Source organism: Mesorhizobium sp. AD1-1 (assembly GCF_020164655.1).
Lineage (GTDB): Bacteria > Pseudomonadota > Alphaproteobacteria > Rhizobiales > Rhizobiaceae > Mesorhizobium > Mesorhizobium ciceri.
Genome location: NZ_JAIUGP010000001.1, coordinates 182,852 through 197,407 on the forward strand (window position 1 = coordinate 182,852; position 14,556 = coordinate 197,407).

At 63.1% G+C, this 14,556-nt stretch carries 15 protein-coding genes; 8 read left to right on the forward strand and 7 right to left on the reverse strand.

What is annotated here, in order from left to right:
* Window positions 1-109: 109 nt before the first annotated feature.
* On the reverse strand, window positions 110-1,162 hold the full coding sequence (locus LB519_RS00875; protein ID WP_224618355.1) for a CobW family GTP-binding protein: 1,053 nt from the start codon (window positions 1,160-1,162) through the stop codon (window positions 110-112).
* Window positions 1,163-1,361: 199 nt separating this feature from the next.
* Here LB519_RS00875 and LB519_RS00880 point away from each other — a divergent pair, with 199 nt between their 5' ends.
* Window positions 1,362-2,108: an intradiol ring-cleavage dioxygenase gene (locus tag LB519_RS00880; protein ID WP_063169833.1), complete on the forward strand. Its 747-nt coding sequence runs from the start codon at window positions 1,362-1,364 to the stop codon at window positions 2,106-2,108.
* A 221-nt stretch (window positions 2,109-2,329) separates the two neighbouring features.
* Window positions 2,330-2,800: a MarR family winged helix-turn-helix transcriptional regulator gene (locus LB519_RS00885; protein ID WP_013528223.1), complete on the forward strand. Its 471-nt coding sequence runs from the start codon at window positions 2,330-2,332 to the stop codon at window positions 2,798-2,800.
* A gap of 24 nt (window positions 2,801-2,824) precedes the next feature.
* Here the strand turns inward: LB519_RS00885 and LB519_RS00890 are convergent, their stop codons facing one another.
* Window positions 2,825-3,694 carry an AraC family transcriptional regulator gene (locus LB519_RS00890; RefSeq protein ID WP_127365919.1) on the reverse strand — a complete coding sequence of 290 codons (870 nt, stop codon included), beginning with the start codon at window positions 3,692-3,694 and terminating at the stop codon, window positions 2,825-2,827.
* A gap of 49 nt (window positions 3,695-3,743) precedes the next feature.
* Between LB519_RS00890 and LB519_RS00895 the strand changes: the two genes are divergently transcribed.
* The 5 genes from LB519_RS00895 to LB519_RS00915 all read left to right on the forward strand — a co-directional run bounded on the left by LB519_RS00895 (window position 3,744) and on the right by LB519_RS00915 (window position 7,800).
* Window positions 3,744-4,151: a DUF2000 family protein gene (locus LB519_RS00895; protein WP_013528221.1), complete on the forward strand. Its 408-nt coding sequence runs from the start codon at window positions 3,744-3,746 to the stop codon at window positions 4,149-4,151.
* A gap of 197 nt (window positions 4,152-4,348) precedes the next feature.
* Complete coding sequence (locus tag LB519_RS00900; RefSeq protein ID WP_063173523.1) at window positions 4,349-5,233, forward strand: DMT family transporter; 885 nt, start codon at window positions 4,349-4,351, stop codon at window positions 5,231-5,233.
* A gap of 77 nt (window positions 5,234-5,310) precedes the next feature.
* Window positions 5,311-6,333 (forward strand): LacI family DNA-binding transcriptional regulator, encoded by a 1,023-nt coding sequence (locus tag LB519_RS00905; RefSeq protein WP_081714208.1) that lies wholly within the window; start codon window positions 5,311-5,313, stop codon window positions 6,331-6,333.
* Window positions 6,330-7,313 (forward strand): 2-hydroxyacid dehydrogenase, encoded by a 984-nt coding sequence (locus tag LB519_RS00910; protein ID WP_224618357.1) that lies wholly within the window; start codon window positions 6,330-6,332, stop codon window positions 7,311-7,313. Before LB519_RS00905 ends, LB519_RS00910 begins: the two co-directional genes overlap by 4 nt.
* Window positions 7,314-7,395: 82 nt before the next feature.
* Window positions 7,396-7,800 carry a hypothetical protein gene (locus tag LB519_RS00915; protein WP_024501916.1) on the forward strand — a complete coding sequence of 135 codons (405 nt, stop codon included), beginning with the start codon at window positions 7,396-7,398 and terminating at the stop codon, window positions 7,798-7,800.
* Here LB519_RS00915 and LB519_RS00920 read toward each other — a convergent pair whose 3' ends face one another.
* Entirely contained in the window at window positions 7,801-8,574 is a 774-nt protein-coding gene (locus LB519_RS00920) for a gamma-glutamyl-gamma-aminobutyrate hydrolase family protein (RefSeq protein ID WP_127259555.1), read from the reverse strand.
* Window positions 8,575-8,837: 263 nt separating this feature from the next.
* Between LB519_RS00920 and LB519_RS00925 the strand changes: the two genes are divergently transcribed.
* Complete coding sequence (locus LB519_RS00925) at window positions 8,838-9,947, forward strand: TRAP transporter substrate-binding protein (protein ID WP_013528215.1); 1,110 nt, start codon at window positions 8,838-8,840, stop codon at window positions 9,945-9,947.
* 85 nt (window positions 9,948-10,032) lie between these two features.
* Here the strand turns inward: LB519_RS00925 and LB519_RS00930 are convergent, their stop codons facing one another.
* From LB519_RS00930 to LB519_RS00945, 4 genes are all read right to left on the reverse strand, one after another.
* Complete coding sequence (locus LB519_RS00930) at window positions 10,033-11,061, reverse strand: zinc-dependent alcohol dehydrogenase family protein (protein ID WP_224618704.1); 1,029 nt, start codon at window positions 11,059-11,061, stop codon at window positions 10,033-10,035.
* A gap of 18 nt (window positions 11,062-11,079) precedes the next feature.
* Entirely contained in the window at window positions 11,080-12,861 is a 1,782-nt protein-coding gene (locus LB519_RS00935; RefSeq protein WP_263484486.1) for a TRAP transporter large permease subunit, read from the reverse strand.
* The gene (locus LB519_RS00940; RefSeq protein ID WP_013528212.1) at window positions 12,861-13,445 is read right to left on the reverse strand and encodes a TRAP transporter small permease subunit; all 585 of its coding nucleotides are present in this window, start codon (window positions 13,443-13,445) and stop codon (window positions 12,861-12,863) included. Before LB519_RS00940 ends, LB519_RS00935 begins: the two co-directional genes overlap by 1 nt.
* Window positions 13,446-13,633: 188 nt before the next feature.
* Window positions 13,634-14,539 carry a branched-chain amino acid ABC transporter permease gene (locus tag LB519_RS00945; RefSeq protein WP_224618360.1) on the reverse strand — a complete coding sequence of 302 codons (906 nt, stop codon included), beginning with the start codon at window positions 14,537-14,539 and terminating at the stop codon, window positions 13,634-13,636.
* Window positions 14,540-14,556: the final 17 nt, after the last annotated feature.

Genomic DNA, 14,556 nt, shown 5'->3' on the forward strand with positions numbered 1-14,556 from the left:
TCGGTGCCCAGCTGGAGCACCCCTCATCCGACCGAGCTTCGCACGGCCACCTTCTCCCACAAGGGGAGAAGGACAGAAGGGGCAGCGCTAGCGTTATAAGGCTTGGAAATCAAGCCGCCTGGCAGGCGTCAAAACTCTTCTTCAGCCGCTCGGCGTCGAGTTCCCTGCCGATGAACACCAGCCGGCTCTCGTGCTTTTCGCCGTCTTTCCAGGCGCGCTGGTGGTCGCCTTCGATGATCATGTGCACGCCCTGGATGACATAGCGCTCGTCGTCGCCCTTGAGCGCGATGATGCCTTTCAGCCGCAGGATGTTGGGGCCTTCCATCTGGGTGATCTTCTCGATCCAGGGGAAGAATTTCTTCGGATCCATCTCGCCGCCGCGCAGCGACACCGATTGCACCGTCACGTCATGAATGTCGGAAGCATGCGCATGATGGTGGTGCCCGTCATGATCATGGTGGTGGTGGTCGTGGTCATGGTCATGGTCATGATGATCGTGATCGTCATGCGCCTCGAGGAAGTGCGGATCGTTTTCCAGTGCCCGGGACAGATCGAAAGCGCCGCGGTCGAGTACTTCGGTCAGGTCGACGCCGGCGCGGGTGGTACGATGGATCTTTGCCGCCGGGTTGATGGCGCGGATCGTTGCCTCGACCTTGGCGAGTTCTTCTGACGTGACGAGGTCGGTCTTGTTGAGCACGACGACGTCGGCGAAGGCGATCTGGTCCTCGGCTTCCCTGGAATCCTTGAGCCGCAACGGCAGGTGCTTGGCGTCGACCAGCGCCACCACCGCGTCAAGCCTGGTCTTGGAGCGCACATCGTCGTCCATGAAGAAGGTCTGCGCCACCGGCACCGGATCGGCGAGCCCGGTGGTCTCGACGACGATGGCGTCGAAGCGGCCGGGGCGGCGCATCAGGCCCTCGACGACACGGATCAGGTCGCCGCGCACCGTGCAGCAGATGCAGCCATTGTTCATCTCGTAGATTTCCTCGTCGGATTCCACGATCAGATCGTTGTCGATGCCGATTTCACCGAACTCGTTGACGATGACGGCGTAGCGCTTGCCGTGGTTTTCCGACAGGATGCGGTTGAGCAGCGTCGTCTTGCCGGCGCCGAGATAGCCGGTGAGAACGGTTACGGGGATTTGCGTCTGTGCGTCGCTCATGGCTTGCCTCGAAAGTGCTGGGCCGCGAAAGATCCGGCCCTCAAAAGGGATTGTCGGTTCCATATAGGATGTGTGCCGGGCTTTTGCACGGGGCAAACCGATGGGCCAAACCGGCTTGCTACAATACCGGATTTTGACTGGCGAAAGCCGCTGTGATTGCCTAGCTCGGGATGCGGAAGGTCAATTTGAGAGGCAAGATATGTCCGGCAAGCCATCCTCCTTCTCATTGAGCCGGCGCCAGGCGCTCGGGTTGATCGCGGTCACCGCCGGAGGTGGTGCCTTCCTGCCGGCCTCGGCAATGGCCGCTCAATCTTCGGCTGCCCAGGCTTCACCCTATGCCGGACTGGCCTTGTTCGAAAACGGCGCCGGTGTCTGCACCATTACGCCTGAAGTGACCGAGGGACCGTTCTATTTCGACCCGAAACTCGAACGTGCCGATGTCACCGAAGGCAAGAAAGGTATTGCCCTTGACGTCCGGCTGCAGGTTGTCGACGTGGACTGCCGCCCACTTGCCGGCGCCCGCGTCGATATCTGGCATTGCGACGCGCAGGGCGCCTATTCCGGCTATCCCGGACAGGGTGACGGCCGCGACGTCGACACGTCGGGCCAGACCTTCCTGCGTGGTTGGCAGAAAACCGATGCAAGCGGCATCGTCTCCTTCGCCACGATCTATCCCGGCTGGTATCGCGGCCGCACCACCCATATCCATTTCAAGGTCTTCCCTGACGACAGGTCGGTGATGACCGGCCAGTTGTTTTTCCCCGACAGCCTCAGCGAGCAGATCTTCACCTCTGTCGCGCCCTACAATGACCGGCCCGGCAAGCGCGACACTTCAAATGCCGATGACGGCATCGCCAGGCGGGCCGGATCGCAATCGCAGGCTGCGCTGCGCGAGTTGGAGGATGCCTATCAGGCGCTGATGATCGTGGCGGTGAAGTCCGGCTGAGCGGCGGTCACTCCACCACCACCACCCTGCTCGCGACGAAAACTCCGGCTGGGAATTCGTTTGTCATCTAACTGAAATAAACATCTGGCATTAGCCACGGCGGACACCACAATGCTTGCCGGCAAAGCTGTTTGAAGCACCGGAATCTTTTTGATCGTCGATTGCCAACCGGCCGGCTGCCTCTATGCTGCCCGCACCGGTACGGCCGAAGAGGGAAGACCATGGCCAAGGCGGACAAGACTGCGACAATGAGCCGGCTGCATTCCGCGGCAAGGCTGGCAAGGACGGCGCTGGCTGCCCGGCTTCTGGCGCACGGCTTCTATGCCGGCCAGGACCAGATCATGCTGGCGCTCGACCGTGAGGACGGCCAGACGCCGGGCAATCTTGCCGGACGTCTCGGCGTGCGCCCGCCGACGATCACCAAGACCATCAACCGGCTGCAGGCCCAGGGTTTCCTGGAGAAGCGCGCTTCTGAAGCCGATGCCCGCCAGGCCCACATCTTTCTCACCGATACAGGCCGCGACATCATCCACGCCATCGAGAAATCGGTGAAGAAGACCGAAAAGCAGGCGCTGAAGGGCCTCGACAAGAAGGACCAGAAGTCGCTGTTCAAACTGCTTGCCCGCATCGAGGCCAACCTCTCGAACGAGGAATTGGTGCTCATCGACGACGACGCCGAGTCGGACGACTGACCGGCGGATTGTGGCGGCAGGCGATCAAGCCGCCGCGGCAGAGCCCTGGATCAGCGACGACCAGCGTCCCGGTGTCATGCCGAACGCCTTCTTGAAGTGCCTGATGAAATGGCTCTGGTCGCTGAAGCCGGCTTCGACTGCGATCTGCGCCAACGGTTCGCCGGCGGCGATCATCCGCCGCGCACGCTGAAGCCGGCGCATCACCAGGAAGCGATGCGGACTGGTCGAGAACGCCGCGCGGAAATGCCGTGACAAGGCATAGCGGTCGAGCCCGGTTATCGCTTCCAGTTCGCCGGAGCGCACCGGCCGGGTCAGGTTTTCCGTGAGATAGTCGCGCGCCAGTGCAGCCGCCCGCCACGCCGTCCTGGTCATCGGCTTTGCCGGCTGGCCGCCATGCCGGGTCAGGCTTTGCATCAGTTGGACCAGGAAATCGTCGACGAACAGGTCGTCGAGTTCCTGCTCCAGCGGCCCCAGCGCCGAAAGCAGCGTTGCGCAAAAGGCGGCGTCCGTCACCACGCCATCCCTCACAAAAGGCAGCGAAGCGCCGCCGAGGCAGTCGAGCATCAGCGACGGCTCCAAATAGAGCATTCGGTAGCGCAGGCCGTCCTCGGTGCCGGCGCCGCCGTCATGCAGTTCGTCGGGGTGTAGCACGATGATCTGGCCTGGAAGGCTGTGACGCGCAGCACCAAGATAGCGAAACGTCTGCACACCGTGCAGCGTTACCCCGATCGCATAGGTGTCGTGGCGATGCAGGTCGAACGCGCTGCCATGGAAGCGTGCCTCGATCCGCTCCATGCCTGCGGGATCGGGACCGGAGATAATACGGTTTTCCGCCGCATCGATGCACAAACGTCCAAGACCCTCGAAGGCCTGGCTGTCTAGATCGTGCGACATCGTCTCCTTAAGCCTCGCATTGGGGCACAAACCGAATGGCCAATGTCTCATGTTCGATACGAAATTTGCAATCGTGCTCAGGGAAGATCTGGCGGTCTGGCAGAAACTCAACGTCACCGCCTTCCTGACCAGCGGCATCGTCGCGCAGTTTTCCGATATCATCGGTGAACCCTATCGCGACCGCGCCGGCAATCTCTATAACCCGCTGTCGATCCAGCCGGTCATCGTTTTGTCCGCCGACCAGGCCACGCTGGGCACGATCCACCGGCGCACGCTGGAGCGCGGCGTGACCACCTCGCTCTATGTCGAGGAGATGTTTTCGACCGGCTTTGACGCGGCCAACCGCGCCGTCTTCGCCGAATTTGCGCCTGAAGACGCCAAGGCGGTCGGGATCGCGCTTCGCGCCGACAAGAAGCTGGTCGACAAGATCACCAAGGGCGCCCGTATGCACCCGTAGCTTCAGAGGCATCGACTAAGCCTGCCGCCGACACTTGTTGTGCCAGCCGGCTTTGGCGTGGCGACAGCCGACAATTGGCTTGCCGGGAGCCGGCAATTCCCGCAAAGGTGGGTCCAGCCCAGCTCCCACCCGGCCTGCAAGTGAGTGCTCCCCAAAGACATGTAGAAAGCGCGACGCCCCCGGTGGCGATCCTGTGCATGCTTTCCACTTACGTCTGCTTCACCTTCCTCGACACATCAAGCAAATACCTCGTCCTCGCCGGCATTTCCGTGCTGGTCGTTGCCTGGGTGCGCTTTGCCGTGCATGTCATCCTGGTCGGCACCCTGTTGCGCGGCTGGCGCCAACCCATGCGGTTTCGCCCGGTCAACCTGCCTGCGCATATCCTGCGCGGGGCTTTCCTGTTCGGATCGACCATATTCAATGTCCTGGCGCTCAAATCCCTGCAACTGGCCGAGACAACCTCGATCTATTTCTTTGGGCCGATGGTGATCACGGCGCTGGCCGGTCCGCTGCTTGGCGAGTGGGCGGGCTGGCGGCGCTGGCTGGCCATCCTGGCGGCCTTTGCCGGCGTCCTCATCATCACCCGACCGGGCGTCGGCGTGTTCGGCATCGGACATCTCTTCGCGCTCGGCTCGATGCTGTCGAACTGCTTCTACGTCATCATGACGCGCCGCATGTCGGCGACCGAGACATCGGAGAGCCTCATCCTGTTTTCGGCGCTGGCGCCGGCGCTGCTGCTGTTGCCCCTGCTGCCGTTTTCGTTTTCCCTGCCGCATGACGGCTGGCACTGGTTCGTGCTGCTGATGCTCGGCGTGTTCGGCGGCGTCGGTCACTGGCTGCTCGTCCAGGCCTACCGGCTGGCGACGACCACGGCTTTGGCGCCCTATCCCTATTCGCAGATGGTGTGGATGATCATTTCCGGATGGATCGTCTTCAAGCAGTTTCCCGACCGCTGGACGCTGGTCGGCGCCGCCATCATCGTCGCCAGCGGCCTCTACATCGTCCATCGCGAGCATAGGCTTCGGCTGCGGAGCCGCGCGGCCTCGGACGTCGAGGCCGAGGCGTTGGCAAAAAAACTTTGATTTGCCCCCGATCGGTGGCATAACGCCGCCTTTAAACAGTTTAGGTCTGGAAAGTCAGGTCCGGGGAGCACACGTCGCTGGCACAAAAAATCAAGCTTTCGACGATCGCGGATGCGCTCGGCGTGTCCACGGCCACGGTCTCGCTGGCGCTGCGCGACAGCCCTCTTGTTGCCGGGACCACCCGTGACCGCATCAAGGAACATGCCCGCGCCATCGGCTATATCTACAACCGACGCGCCGCCAGCCTGCGCACCTCGCGTTCCGGCATTGTCGGCGTCGTCGTGCACGACATCATGAACCCGTTCTTCGCCGAGATCCTGCGCTCGATCGAAAGCGAGCTCGACCGCAGCCGGCAAACCTTCATCCTGTCCAACCACTATGATCAGCTCGAAAAGCAGCGCACTTTCATCGATACGCTTTTGCAGCTCGGCGCCGACGGGGTCATCATGTCGCCGGCGATAGGCACGCCGGCTTCCGACATCGTGATGGCCGAGGAGAACGGCCTGCCGGCTGTGCTGATCGCGCGCACCGTCGAGGGTGCCGACGTGCCGGTCTTTCGCGGCGACGACTCTTATGGAACAGGCCTCGCCACCAACCACCTGATCTCGCTCGGCCACAAGCGCATCGCCATGATCGGCGGCACCGACCAGACCTCGACCGGCCGTGACCGCTACCAAGGCTATATCAACGCGATGGAGGCGGCCGGGCTGGAAGTCAGGCCGTCCTGGCGCATCGCCGGGCCGCGCACCAAGCAGGCCGGCTTCGAGGCCGCCGGACAGTTCCTGGCGCTGAAGGACAGGCCGACGGCAGCCTGCTGCTGGAACGACCTCGTCGCCATCGGCCTGATGAACGGCATTGCCCGCGCCGGCCTGGTGCCGGGCGTCGACATCTCGGTCACCGGCTATGACGACCTCGAAGAGGCGGCGATCGCGACGCCGGCGCTGACCACAGTCTGGAACGGCCAGCGCGAGGTTGGCCGCCGCGCCGCCAGCGCGCTGCTCGACAAGCTCAACGGGCAGACGGTGCGACCCTCGCAGGAATTGATCAAGCCGGAACTGCATGTGCGTCAGTCGACCGGCAAGCCGGTGGAGCGTGCATGACCAAGGCCGAACAGTTGCAAGCCGTCGCCATCCTGGTGCCGGGCGATTTCAACGACCACGCGGTCGACCGCATCAACCGCACGTTCAGGCGTGTCAGAATTGAACGCGCCGATCCGGCGCTCGTCACCGACGAGATGCGCAGTGATGTGCGCGGCATCGCTTCCTTCGCCGGCATCAACGCGGCGATGATGGATGCATTGCCCAACCTCGAACTCATCGCTTCCTTCGGCGTCGGCTATGATTCGGTCGATGTCGGTCATGCGGCGGCGAAAAACATCATGGTCACCAACACGCCCGACGTGTTGACCGAGGAGGTCGCCGACACCACGATCGGGCTGTTGATCAACACCATCCGCGACCTGCCGCGCGCCGAGACCTGGCTGCGCGACGGCAGCTGGGTGCGCAAGGGCAACTATCCGCTGAGCCGGCTGACCTTGCGCGGGCGCAGTGTGGGTATTTTCGGCATGGGCCGCATCGGGCAGGCCATTGCCCGGCGTCTGGAAGCCTTTGGCTTGCCGGTCGCCTACCACAACCGGCGCCGTGTCGAAGGTCTTTCCTACCACTATCATGCGACCCTGAAAGGGCTTGCCGAAGCCGTGGATACGCTGATTTCGGTCGCGCCGGGGGGCGCCTCGACGGAGAAGGCGGTCAATGCCGAGATACTGTCGGCGCTTGGCGCCAACGGCGTCTTCGTCAACATCGGCCGTGGCAGCACGGTCGATGAGGCAGCGCTTGCGGCAGCCCTTGCCAACGGCACCATCGCCGCTGCCGGCCTCGACGTCTTTGCCGACGAACCGAACGTGCCCAAGGCGCTGCTCGACGCGCCCAACGCCTCGCTGCTGCCGCATGTCGGCTCGGCCTCGGACCATACACGCCGCGCCATGGCGGATCTGTGCGTCGACAATCTGGTGTCCTGGTTCACCGAGCGCCGGCCGCTGACGCCGGTGCCTGAGACGGCGCATGTGAAGGCTAGAAACTGATCGGTGGCTGCCACATTTATTAACGTCAGCTTAACCCTTTGGAATCATTGTTCAACCTGTCCGTGTACGTGGATGAAGAATGATGAAAGCACTTTCCGCATTGATCGCTGCCGCAGCGCTGTTTGGTGGCATTCAGCTGTTTCATGGCGGCAGCCGGGAAAGCGTAGCCAACGAGGCCGCCCCGTCCAACAGCTACAGGCTGGTCGCCAATGGCGATGAGGCGGTCTGTGCAGTCAGCCGCGGAGCCGAAATTTCGGACGGTTTGTCGTTGCTCACCGTTGCTCCCAAATGCCGTCGGCTCTTGCCGGGCATAGAACAGGCGAAGTTCTGGCGCGAGCAAAACGATGGCACCGTTGCCTTCAGCGCCAATGGCACCGATCCAATCGTCACCTTCGCGGCTGCCGATGGCGACGGCTACGAATCCTATGCCCCGGCGCTGCCGCTGCTGTCGCTGGCGGCCACCCGTGATAAAAAATCCGGCGACTGATTATTCCGCTGCGGCCCGCGCGCCCGCCTTCGCTGCGGCGTGCAGCCGAACCGCATCGCCGAAGGCACGGAATATTTTCACCGAATTGCTGTCCGACTTGACCCAGTATTCCGGGTGCCATTGCACGCCGACGGCGAAGGCGCGGGCGTCCCGCACCGAAACCGCCTCGACCGTACCGTCGGTGGCGACGGCCTCGACCTGCAGCTTCGAACCGAGCCGGTCGATCGCCTGGCGGTGCAACGAATTGACCTTGATGTCGCCGGCACCGAACACACCGGCCAGGCAACTGTCAGGTTTGATCGAAATGGTCTGGTGGATGGCGAAGCGTTCGTCCTGCTTGTCGCTCACCGGCGCGCGGTGATCGAGCGAGCCCTCGCGCTCCTGGATCTCGGTGCCGAGCGTGCCGCCCAACGCCACGTTCAGTTCCTGGATGCCGCGGCAGATGGCGAGCAGCGGCACGCCGCGTTCGATCGCCCGGCGGATCAGCGGCAGCGTCGTGGCGTCGCGCGCCGGATCATAGGGGCCATTGGCTTCACTGGCGTCGCCGCCATAGAGCGAGGGATGCACATTGGATTTCGAGCCGGTGACCATGACGCCGTCGACCGACGACAGGAGTTCGTCGAAATCGAGCCGGTCGCCGAACGATGGCACCAGCACCGGGAACACGCCGGCGCCGGTGATCGCCGCTTCCAGATATTGTTGTGGGGCGGCGTGCCAGGTGTAGTTGTCGAACTGGCGGACGTCGGTCGATATGGCGACGAGCGGCTGATGCATTTGGGCTCTGTGTTCCATCGGGGCAAGGGATACCTGCCTTCAAAATAGGCGATCCCACGTTATTTTTCCATGCCAAGTTTCGGCGTGTCGCATGGGCCACGAAACGGCCTGTTAGACTATAGTTGCAGTGCAGCCGGGCTTCGCCGTCAAATCGGGCCGGCCTGCTGGACTCGACTTCTTGCCTGTGTATTGTCTCGAACGAACCGACACGGAAACCGAGGATTTTCTGACGTCGGCCTGTTGATCCAAAAGGGAGGAACTTCATGGATCGTCGTTCATTCATTCGCAAGGCCGGTGTCACCGGCGTCGGTGCCGCGGCGGCGGCGGCCACGCTGGCGGCGCCTGCAATCGCCCAGTCCAATCCCAAGGTGACATGGCGGCTGGCGTCGTCCTTCCCGAAGTCGCTCGACACCATCTATGGCGGCGCCGAGGTGTTCTCGAAGATGCTGTCGGAAGCCACCGACGGCAATTTCCAGATCCAGGTTTTTGCTGCCGGTGAGCTGGTGCCTGGCCTGCAGGCCGCCGACGCCACCACCGCCGGCACGGTCGAGGCCTGCCATACGGTGGCATATTATTACTGGGGCAAGGACCCGACATGGGCGCTCGGTGCGGCGGTGCCCTTTTCGCTCAACGCACGCGGCATGAATGCCTGGCATTACCATGGCGGCGGCATCGACCTGTTCAACGAGTTTCTCGCCACGCAGGGCCTTTTCGGCCTGCCGGGCGGCAACACCGGCGTGCAGATGGGTGGCTGGTTCCGAAAGGAAATCAACACGGTGGCCGACCTTTCCGGCCTCAAGATGCGAATCGGCGGTTTTGCCGGCAAGGTGGTGCAGAAACTCGGCGTCGTGCCGCAGCAGATCGCCGGTGGCGACATCTATCCGGCGTTGGAAAAAGGCACCATCGACGCGGCCGAATGGGTCGGTCCCTATGACGACGAGAAGCTCGGCTTCTACAAGGTGGCGCCCTATTATTACTATCCCGGCTGGTGGGAGGGCGGCCCGACCGTCCACCTGATGTTCAACAAGGCGAAGTACGAAGAGCTTTCGCCAACGTACAAGTCGCTGCTGCACACTGCCGCGCAGGCGGCCGACGCCAACATGCTGCAGAAATACGATTATCTGAACCCTGCGGCGGTGAAGCGGCTGGTGGCCGGCGGCGCGAAACTGCGCCCGTTCAGCCAGGAGATCATGGCCGCCTGCTTCGAAAAGGCCAACGAGGTCTATACCGAAATGGAAGCTTCCAACGCCCCGTTCAAGAAGATCTGGGAATCGATCAAGGGCTTCCGCAAGGAGCATTATCTCTGGGCACAGGTGGCCGAATACAATTACGACACCTTCATGATGGTCCAGCAGCGCAACGGCAAGCTGTAGCCGGCCGGACTTCTGCTCAAAAGCTCTCTGGGCGGACCCCGCTCAGGGAGCTTTTCTGTATATGCCGGGAGGCGAAGCCGGCGGTTCAGCCGCGGCGCGGCACCACCAGAACCTTGACCTCGCCGGGCGCCGGCGGATTGGCGATCACCGCTGGCGCTTCTTCAAGCGACACCTGCCTGGAGATCAGCCTGTCGATCTCGACCGCACCGGAAGCGATGAGTTCGGCGGCGCGGCGATGGGTGTAGGGATTGAGGAAGGAACCGAGCACCTTCAGTTCCCGGAACAACAGGTCGAACGGCTCGAATTCCGCTTTCATGCCTTGCGGCGTCACGCCGACAATGACGACCGTGCCGCCGGCTCGGGCCAGCCGCATGGACTGCTCGACGGTCTCTCGCACGCCGGCGCATTCGAAGACGACGTCGACGCCACCTGGCGCCAGACCGGCCGGTCCGGCGATCGCATCGATGACATCGGTGGCTGTCGGATCGATCGTCGCTGTCGCGCCGAGGTCCTCGGCGAGGGCGCGCCGCGAAGCCTGCCTGGTCGACAGGATGATGGTCGTGGCTCCCGCCAGTCTTGCCAGCTGCACGGTGAGCAGGCCGATCACGCCGCCGCCAAGCACGACCACCGAGCTGCCCGGTTTGATACCGGCCAGGTCGACGCCATGCAGGCAACAGCCGAGCGGCTCGCAGAAGGCACCGTGCAGGGGGTTCAGGCCTACAGGCAGGACGAAAGCCTGTTTCTGCGGCAAGGCAAGATAGTCGGCAAAGCCGCCGTCGCGATGAATGCCGATCGCGCACAGATTGCTGCAGAGATTGACTTGTCCCGCGTGACAGTGCGCGCAGCGCCCGCAGGCTATGTTGGGGTCGCCGGTAACACGATCGCCGATGGCAAAACCCGAGACCGATTTTCCGATCGCCTCGACGATGCCGGAAAACTCATGGCCGGGCGTCACCGGTGGCGTGCAAGGAAATTCACCGTGAAACAGATGCCGGTCCGTGCCGCAGACGCCGCAGGCTTCGATGCGCACCAGTAGCTCATCCGAACCGATGTCAGGCATGTCGACGTCGCGCAGCGTGATGTCGCCCACTGCTTCCAGCCGCACCGCTTTCATGGTCTTGACCATGCCGGTTCAGTTGAAGCTTGGCGGTTGCGACAGGTCGGGCTGCGGCGCTGCCGGCTTTGTCGGTGTCGGATCGCCGAAACTGGGCGGTTGCGAAAGGTCAGGAGCGGCCGGCGCCGTGGCGCCACCAGCGGGCGCCGCTCCATCCGCCGGCGGCGTGCCCAGCGGCGACAGGCCGGGCACCTCCGGTACCTTGTAGTCGATGGTGCCCGGATCGACGGTCGTTCCCTTGTAGTGCATCACCATTTGCGGGAAGGCGATGGTCAGCCCGATCATGATCACCTGGATGCAGACAAAGGGCACCGCGCCCCAATAGATCTGGCCGGTGGTCACCGGCGCGATTTGTTTGCCGGTGAGACGATCGAGATAGGGCACGCGCGCGGCCACCGAACGCAGGTAGAACAGCGCGAAGCCGAAGGGCGGGTGCATGAAGCTGGTCTGCATGTTGACGCCCAGGAGCACGCCGAACCAGATCAGGTCGATGCCGAGCTTGTCGGCGGCGGGCGCCAGCAGCGGTACGATGATGAACGCCAGTTCGAAGAAGTCGAGGAAGAAGGCGAGGAAGAAGACGAGCATGTTGACGCCGATCAGGAAGCCGACCTCGCCGCCCGGCAGCGACGTCAAAAGGTGCTCGACCCAGATGTGGCCGTTGACGCCGTAGAAGGTCAGCGAGAACACCCGTGCGCCGATCAGGATGAACAGCACGAAGGACGACAGCCTTGTCGTCGAGGCCAGTGCCTGCTTGACGACGTCAAGCGACAAGCGCCCCTTGGCCGCCGCCATGAACAAGGCGCCGACCGAGCCCATGGCGCCGCCTTCGGTCGGCGTGGCGATGCCCAGGAAGATGGTGCCCAGCACCAGGAAGATCAGCGCCAGTGGCGGGATCAGCACGATGATCACCTGCTGCGCGAGCCTGGACATCATGTTGAAGTTCAGGCGCTTGTCGGCAATGGCGACGATGTAGATGAACAGCACCCCGGCAGTCGCGCCAAGAATGTCGGCATTGTCGCCATGCGCCGGCGCCAGATAACGATATGCCGCGTAGGAAACCGCCGATGTGACCAGCAAAGCCACCAGCAGCGACATCACGCCATGGCCAAGTGTACGGGCCTCGAGCGGCAGCGCCGGCATCGAGTTCGGCCGGATGATCGACATGATCAGGATATAGGACATATAGAGGCCGGTGAGCACGAGGCCCGGGATCAACGCGCCCGCGTACATATCGCCGACCGAGCGGCCGAGCTGGTCGGCAAGCACGATCAGCACCAGCGACGGCGGGATGATCTGGGCAAGCGTGCCGGAGGCGGCAATGACACCGGATGCGAGCCGGCGGTCATAGCCATAGCGCAGCATGATCGGCAGCGAGATCAGGCCCATGGCGATGACGGAAGCCGCCACCACGCCGGTGGTCGCCGCCAAAAGCGCGCCCACGAAGATCACCGCATAGGCGAGGCCGCCGCGGATTGGCCCGAACAGTTGGCCGATCGTGTCGAGCAGGTCTTCGGCCATGCCCGATCGCTCGAGCACGATGCCCATGAAGGTGAAGAACGGGATGGCCAGCAGCGTGTCGTTCGACATCACCCGGCTGCCGTAGAAATTATCCGGCAATGCGTGCAGGAGCGGCCAGGCGAGGTTGATCGATCCTCCGGAATAGGGAGACAGCAGCACGCCGATGAAGAAGAACATCAAGCCGTTGGCGGCCAAGGAAAAAGCGACGGGGTAGCCGATCAGCAGGAAGATGATCAGCGAAGCGAACATGATCGGCGCCATGTTCTGCGCGATGAACTCCATCACGAACGCACCTCGTCGGCCAGCGCCTTGGCTTCGAGTTCGGCCTGCTCATGCACCGATATGAAGGGATTGGGGTCGTCCATGTCTCCGCGCATGATGGCGATCTTCTTGATGATCTCGGAGATGCCCTGCAGCGCCAGCAGGAAAAACCCGACGAGCAGGATGGCCTTGGCGGGCCAGATGATCAGGCCGCCGGAATTGTTGGACATCTCGCCGCTGCGAAACGACAGCGACACATAAGGAACGAAATAGATCACCATCAGCGTCACGAACGGCATCAGAAAAAAGACATGCCCGAAAAGGTCGATCCAGTGCTGCACGCGGCGCGGAAACAGGCCGTAGACGACGTCGATGCGGATATGTTCGTTCTGCTTCAGCGTATAGGCGGCGGCCAGCATGAAGGCGGCGCCGAACAGATACCATTGCAGCTCGAGCCAAGCGTTCGAGGATATGTCGAACACCTTGCGGATAATGGCGTTGGCGGCGCTCACCAGGATCGCCAGCAGGATCAGCCACGATATCCATTTGCCGATGAACTCGTTGGCGCGATCAATAGTCCTGGATAGAGCGAGAAGCCCTGCCATGCATTCCTCCCTTGTACCGGAGGCGTGCCGGCTTCCCCCTTTTTGTCCGTCACGCCACGTGGTCCAACGGTATGCCGCGCGTGGACTGACGGGTCAACAAGGATAGAGGCAGCGAATATCATCGCAGGGCAGACAGTGCCCAATACCGGCGATCTGCCCTCGCGTCATGCAACCAAAGTCTGACGTTTTCAGGCGATTTTGCCGGTGTCGCGGCGGGCGCCGATCAGGATCAGCGTCGTGACCAGGAACAGGTACATCCACGCGTCGCGCCACTCGACCGGGAAATAGCCGGCCCACAGCGATTCGGCCATGCCGAAGACGGCCGCGCCGAGCGCCGCGCGCGGTGGCGAGAGATAGCCGCCGACCGCCGTCACGAACAGGATCTTCAGTCCGTAGACGAGGCCCGACCCGAAGCTGACATTGCCGTAATAGAGCCCGGCCATGACACCGGCCAGCGCGGCGCAGAAGCCGCCGAACAGCACCGCGTGCCGGAACACCGCGCGTACGTCGACGCCGCACATCGCGGCAGCCTTGGGGTCGTCGGAGACGGCGCGCCAGCACCGTCCGAAGCTCGACCGGGCAAAAGCCCAGCTTGCCAGCGCGATTGCCGCCACCACCACGGCGCAGTCGATAAGCTGGATGAGCGTCAGCGTTGCCTTGAAGGTCGCGCCCTGCGCGAAAACGATGGGCTCCGCCAGCATCGGCGGCAGCCACAGATCATGCGTGTCGGCGGCGATGCGGCTCGCTTCGGACAGCAGCAGCAGGATGCCGAGCGTCGTCACCACGATTGCATTGGGCGTGCGGTCGGCCAACGGTTCGAAGACACTGCGCGACAGCACGTGGCTGATCAGCGCGGCATAGAGGAACGCAGCGACGACGCCGAGCGCCACCGCCGCCAGCAGCGTCAGCCACAGCACCTGATAGCCGAAGGCCGCGGTCAGGATCATGGTCTGGCCGCAAAAGGCGAACAACGCGCCATAGGCGAGATTGGTGCGGTGCAGGATGCCGTTGGTCAGCACATAGCCAAAGGCGAGCAACGCATACAGCGCGCCCGAATGCAGCCCGTTCAGCACCTGCTGGAAGAAATAGAGCATGCAAAACCTCGAAGCAT

Coding starts and splice junctions, on each gene's coding strand:
- LB519_RS00875 (WP_224618355.1), bottom strand. CDS start 1,162: ATGAGCGACGCACAGACGCAAATCCCCGTAACCGTTCTCACCGGCTAT.
- LB519_RS00880 (WP_063169833.1), top strand. CDS start 1,362: ATGTCCGGCAAGCCATCCTCCTTCTCATTGAGCCGGCGCCAGGCGCTC.
- LB519_RS00885 (WP_013528223.1), top strand. CDS start 2,330: ATGGCCAAGGCGGACAAGACTGCGACAATGAGCCGGCTGCATTCCGCG.
- LB519_RS00890 (WP_127365919.1), bottom strand. CDS start 3,694: ATGTCGCACGATCTAGACAGCCAGGCCTTCGAGGGTCTTGGACGTTTG.
- LB519_RS00895 (WP_013528221.1), top strand. CDS start 3,744: ATGTTCGATACGAAATTTGCAATCGTGCTCAGGGAAGATCTGGCGGTC.
- LB519_RS00900 (WP_063173523.1), top strand. CDS start 4,349: ATGCTTTCCACTTACGTCTGCTTCACCTTCCTCGACACATCAAGCAAA.
- LB519_RS00910 (WP_224618357.1), top strand. CDS start 6,330: ATGACCAAGGCCGAACAGTTGCAAGCCGTCGCCATCCTGGTGCCGGGC.
- LB519_RS00915 (WP_024501916.1), top strand. CDS start 7,396: ATGAAAGCACTTTCCGCATTGATCGCTGCCGCAGCGCTGTTTGGTGGC.
- LB519_RS00920 (WP_127259555.1), bottom strand. CDS start 8,574: ATGCATCAGCCGCTCGTCGCCATATCGACCGACGTCCGCCAGTTCGAC.
- LB519_RS00925 (WP_013528215.1), top strand. CDS start 8,838: ATGGATCGTCGTTCATTCATTCGCAAGGCCGGTGTCACCGGCGTCGGT.
- LB519_RS00930 (WP_224618704.1), bottom strand. CDS start 11,061: ATGAAAGCGGTGCGGCTGGAAGCAGTGGGCGACATCACGCTGCGCGAC.
- LB519_RS00935 (WP_263484486.1), bottom strand. CDS start 12,861: ATGGAGTTCATCGCGCAGAACATGGCGCCGATCATGTTCGCTTCGCTG.
- LB519_RS00940 (WP_013528212.1), bottom strand. CDS start 13,445: ATGGCAGGGCTTCTCGCTCTATCCAGGACTATTGATCGCGCCAACGAG.
- LB519_RS00945 (WP_224618360.1), bottom strand. CDS start 14,539: ATGCTCTATTTCTTCCAGCAGGTGCTGAACGGGCTGCATTCGGGCGCG.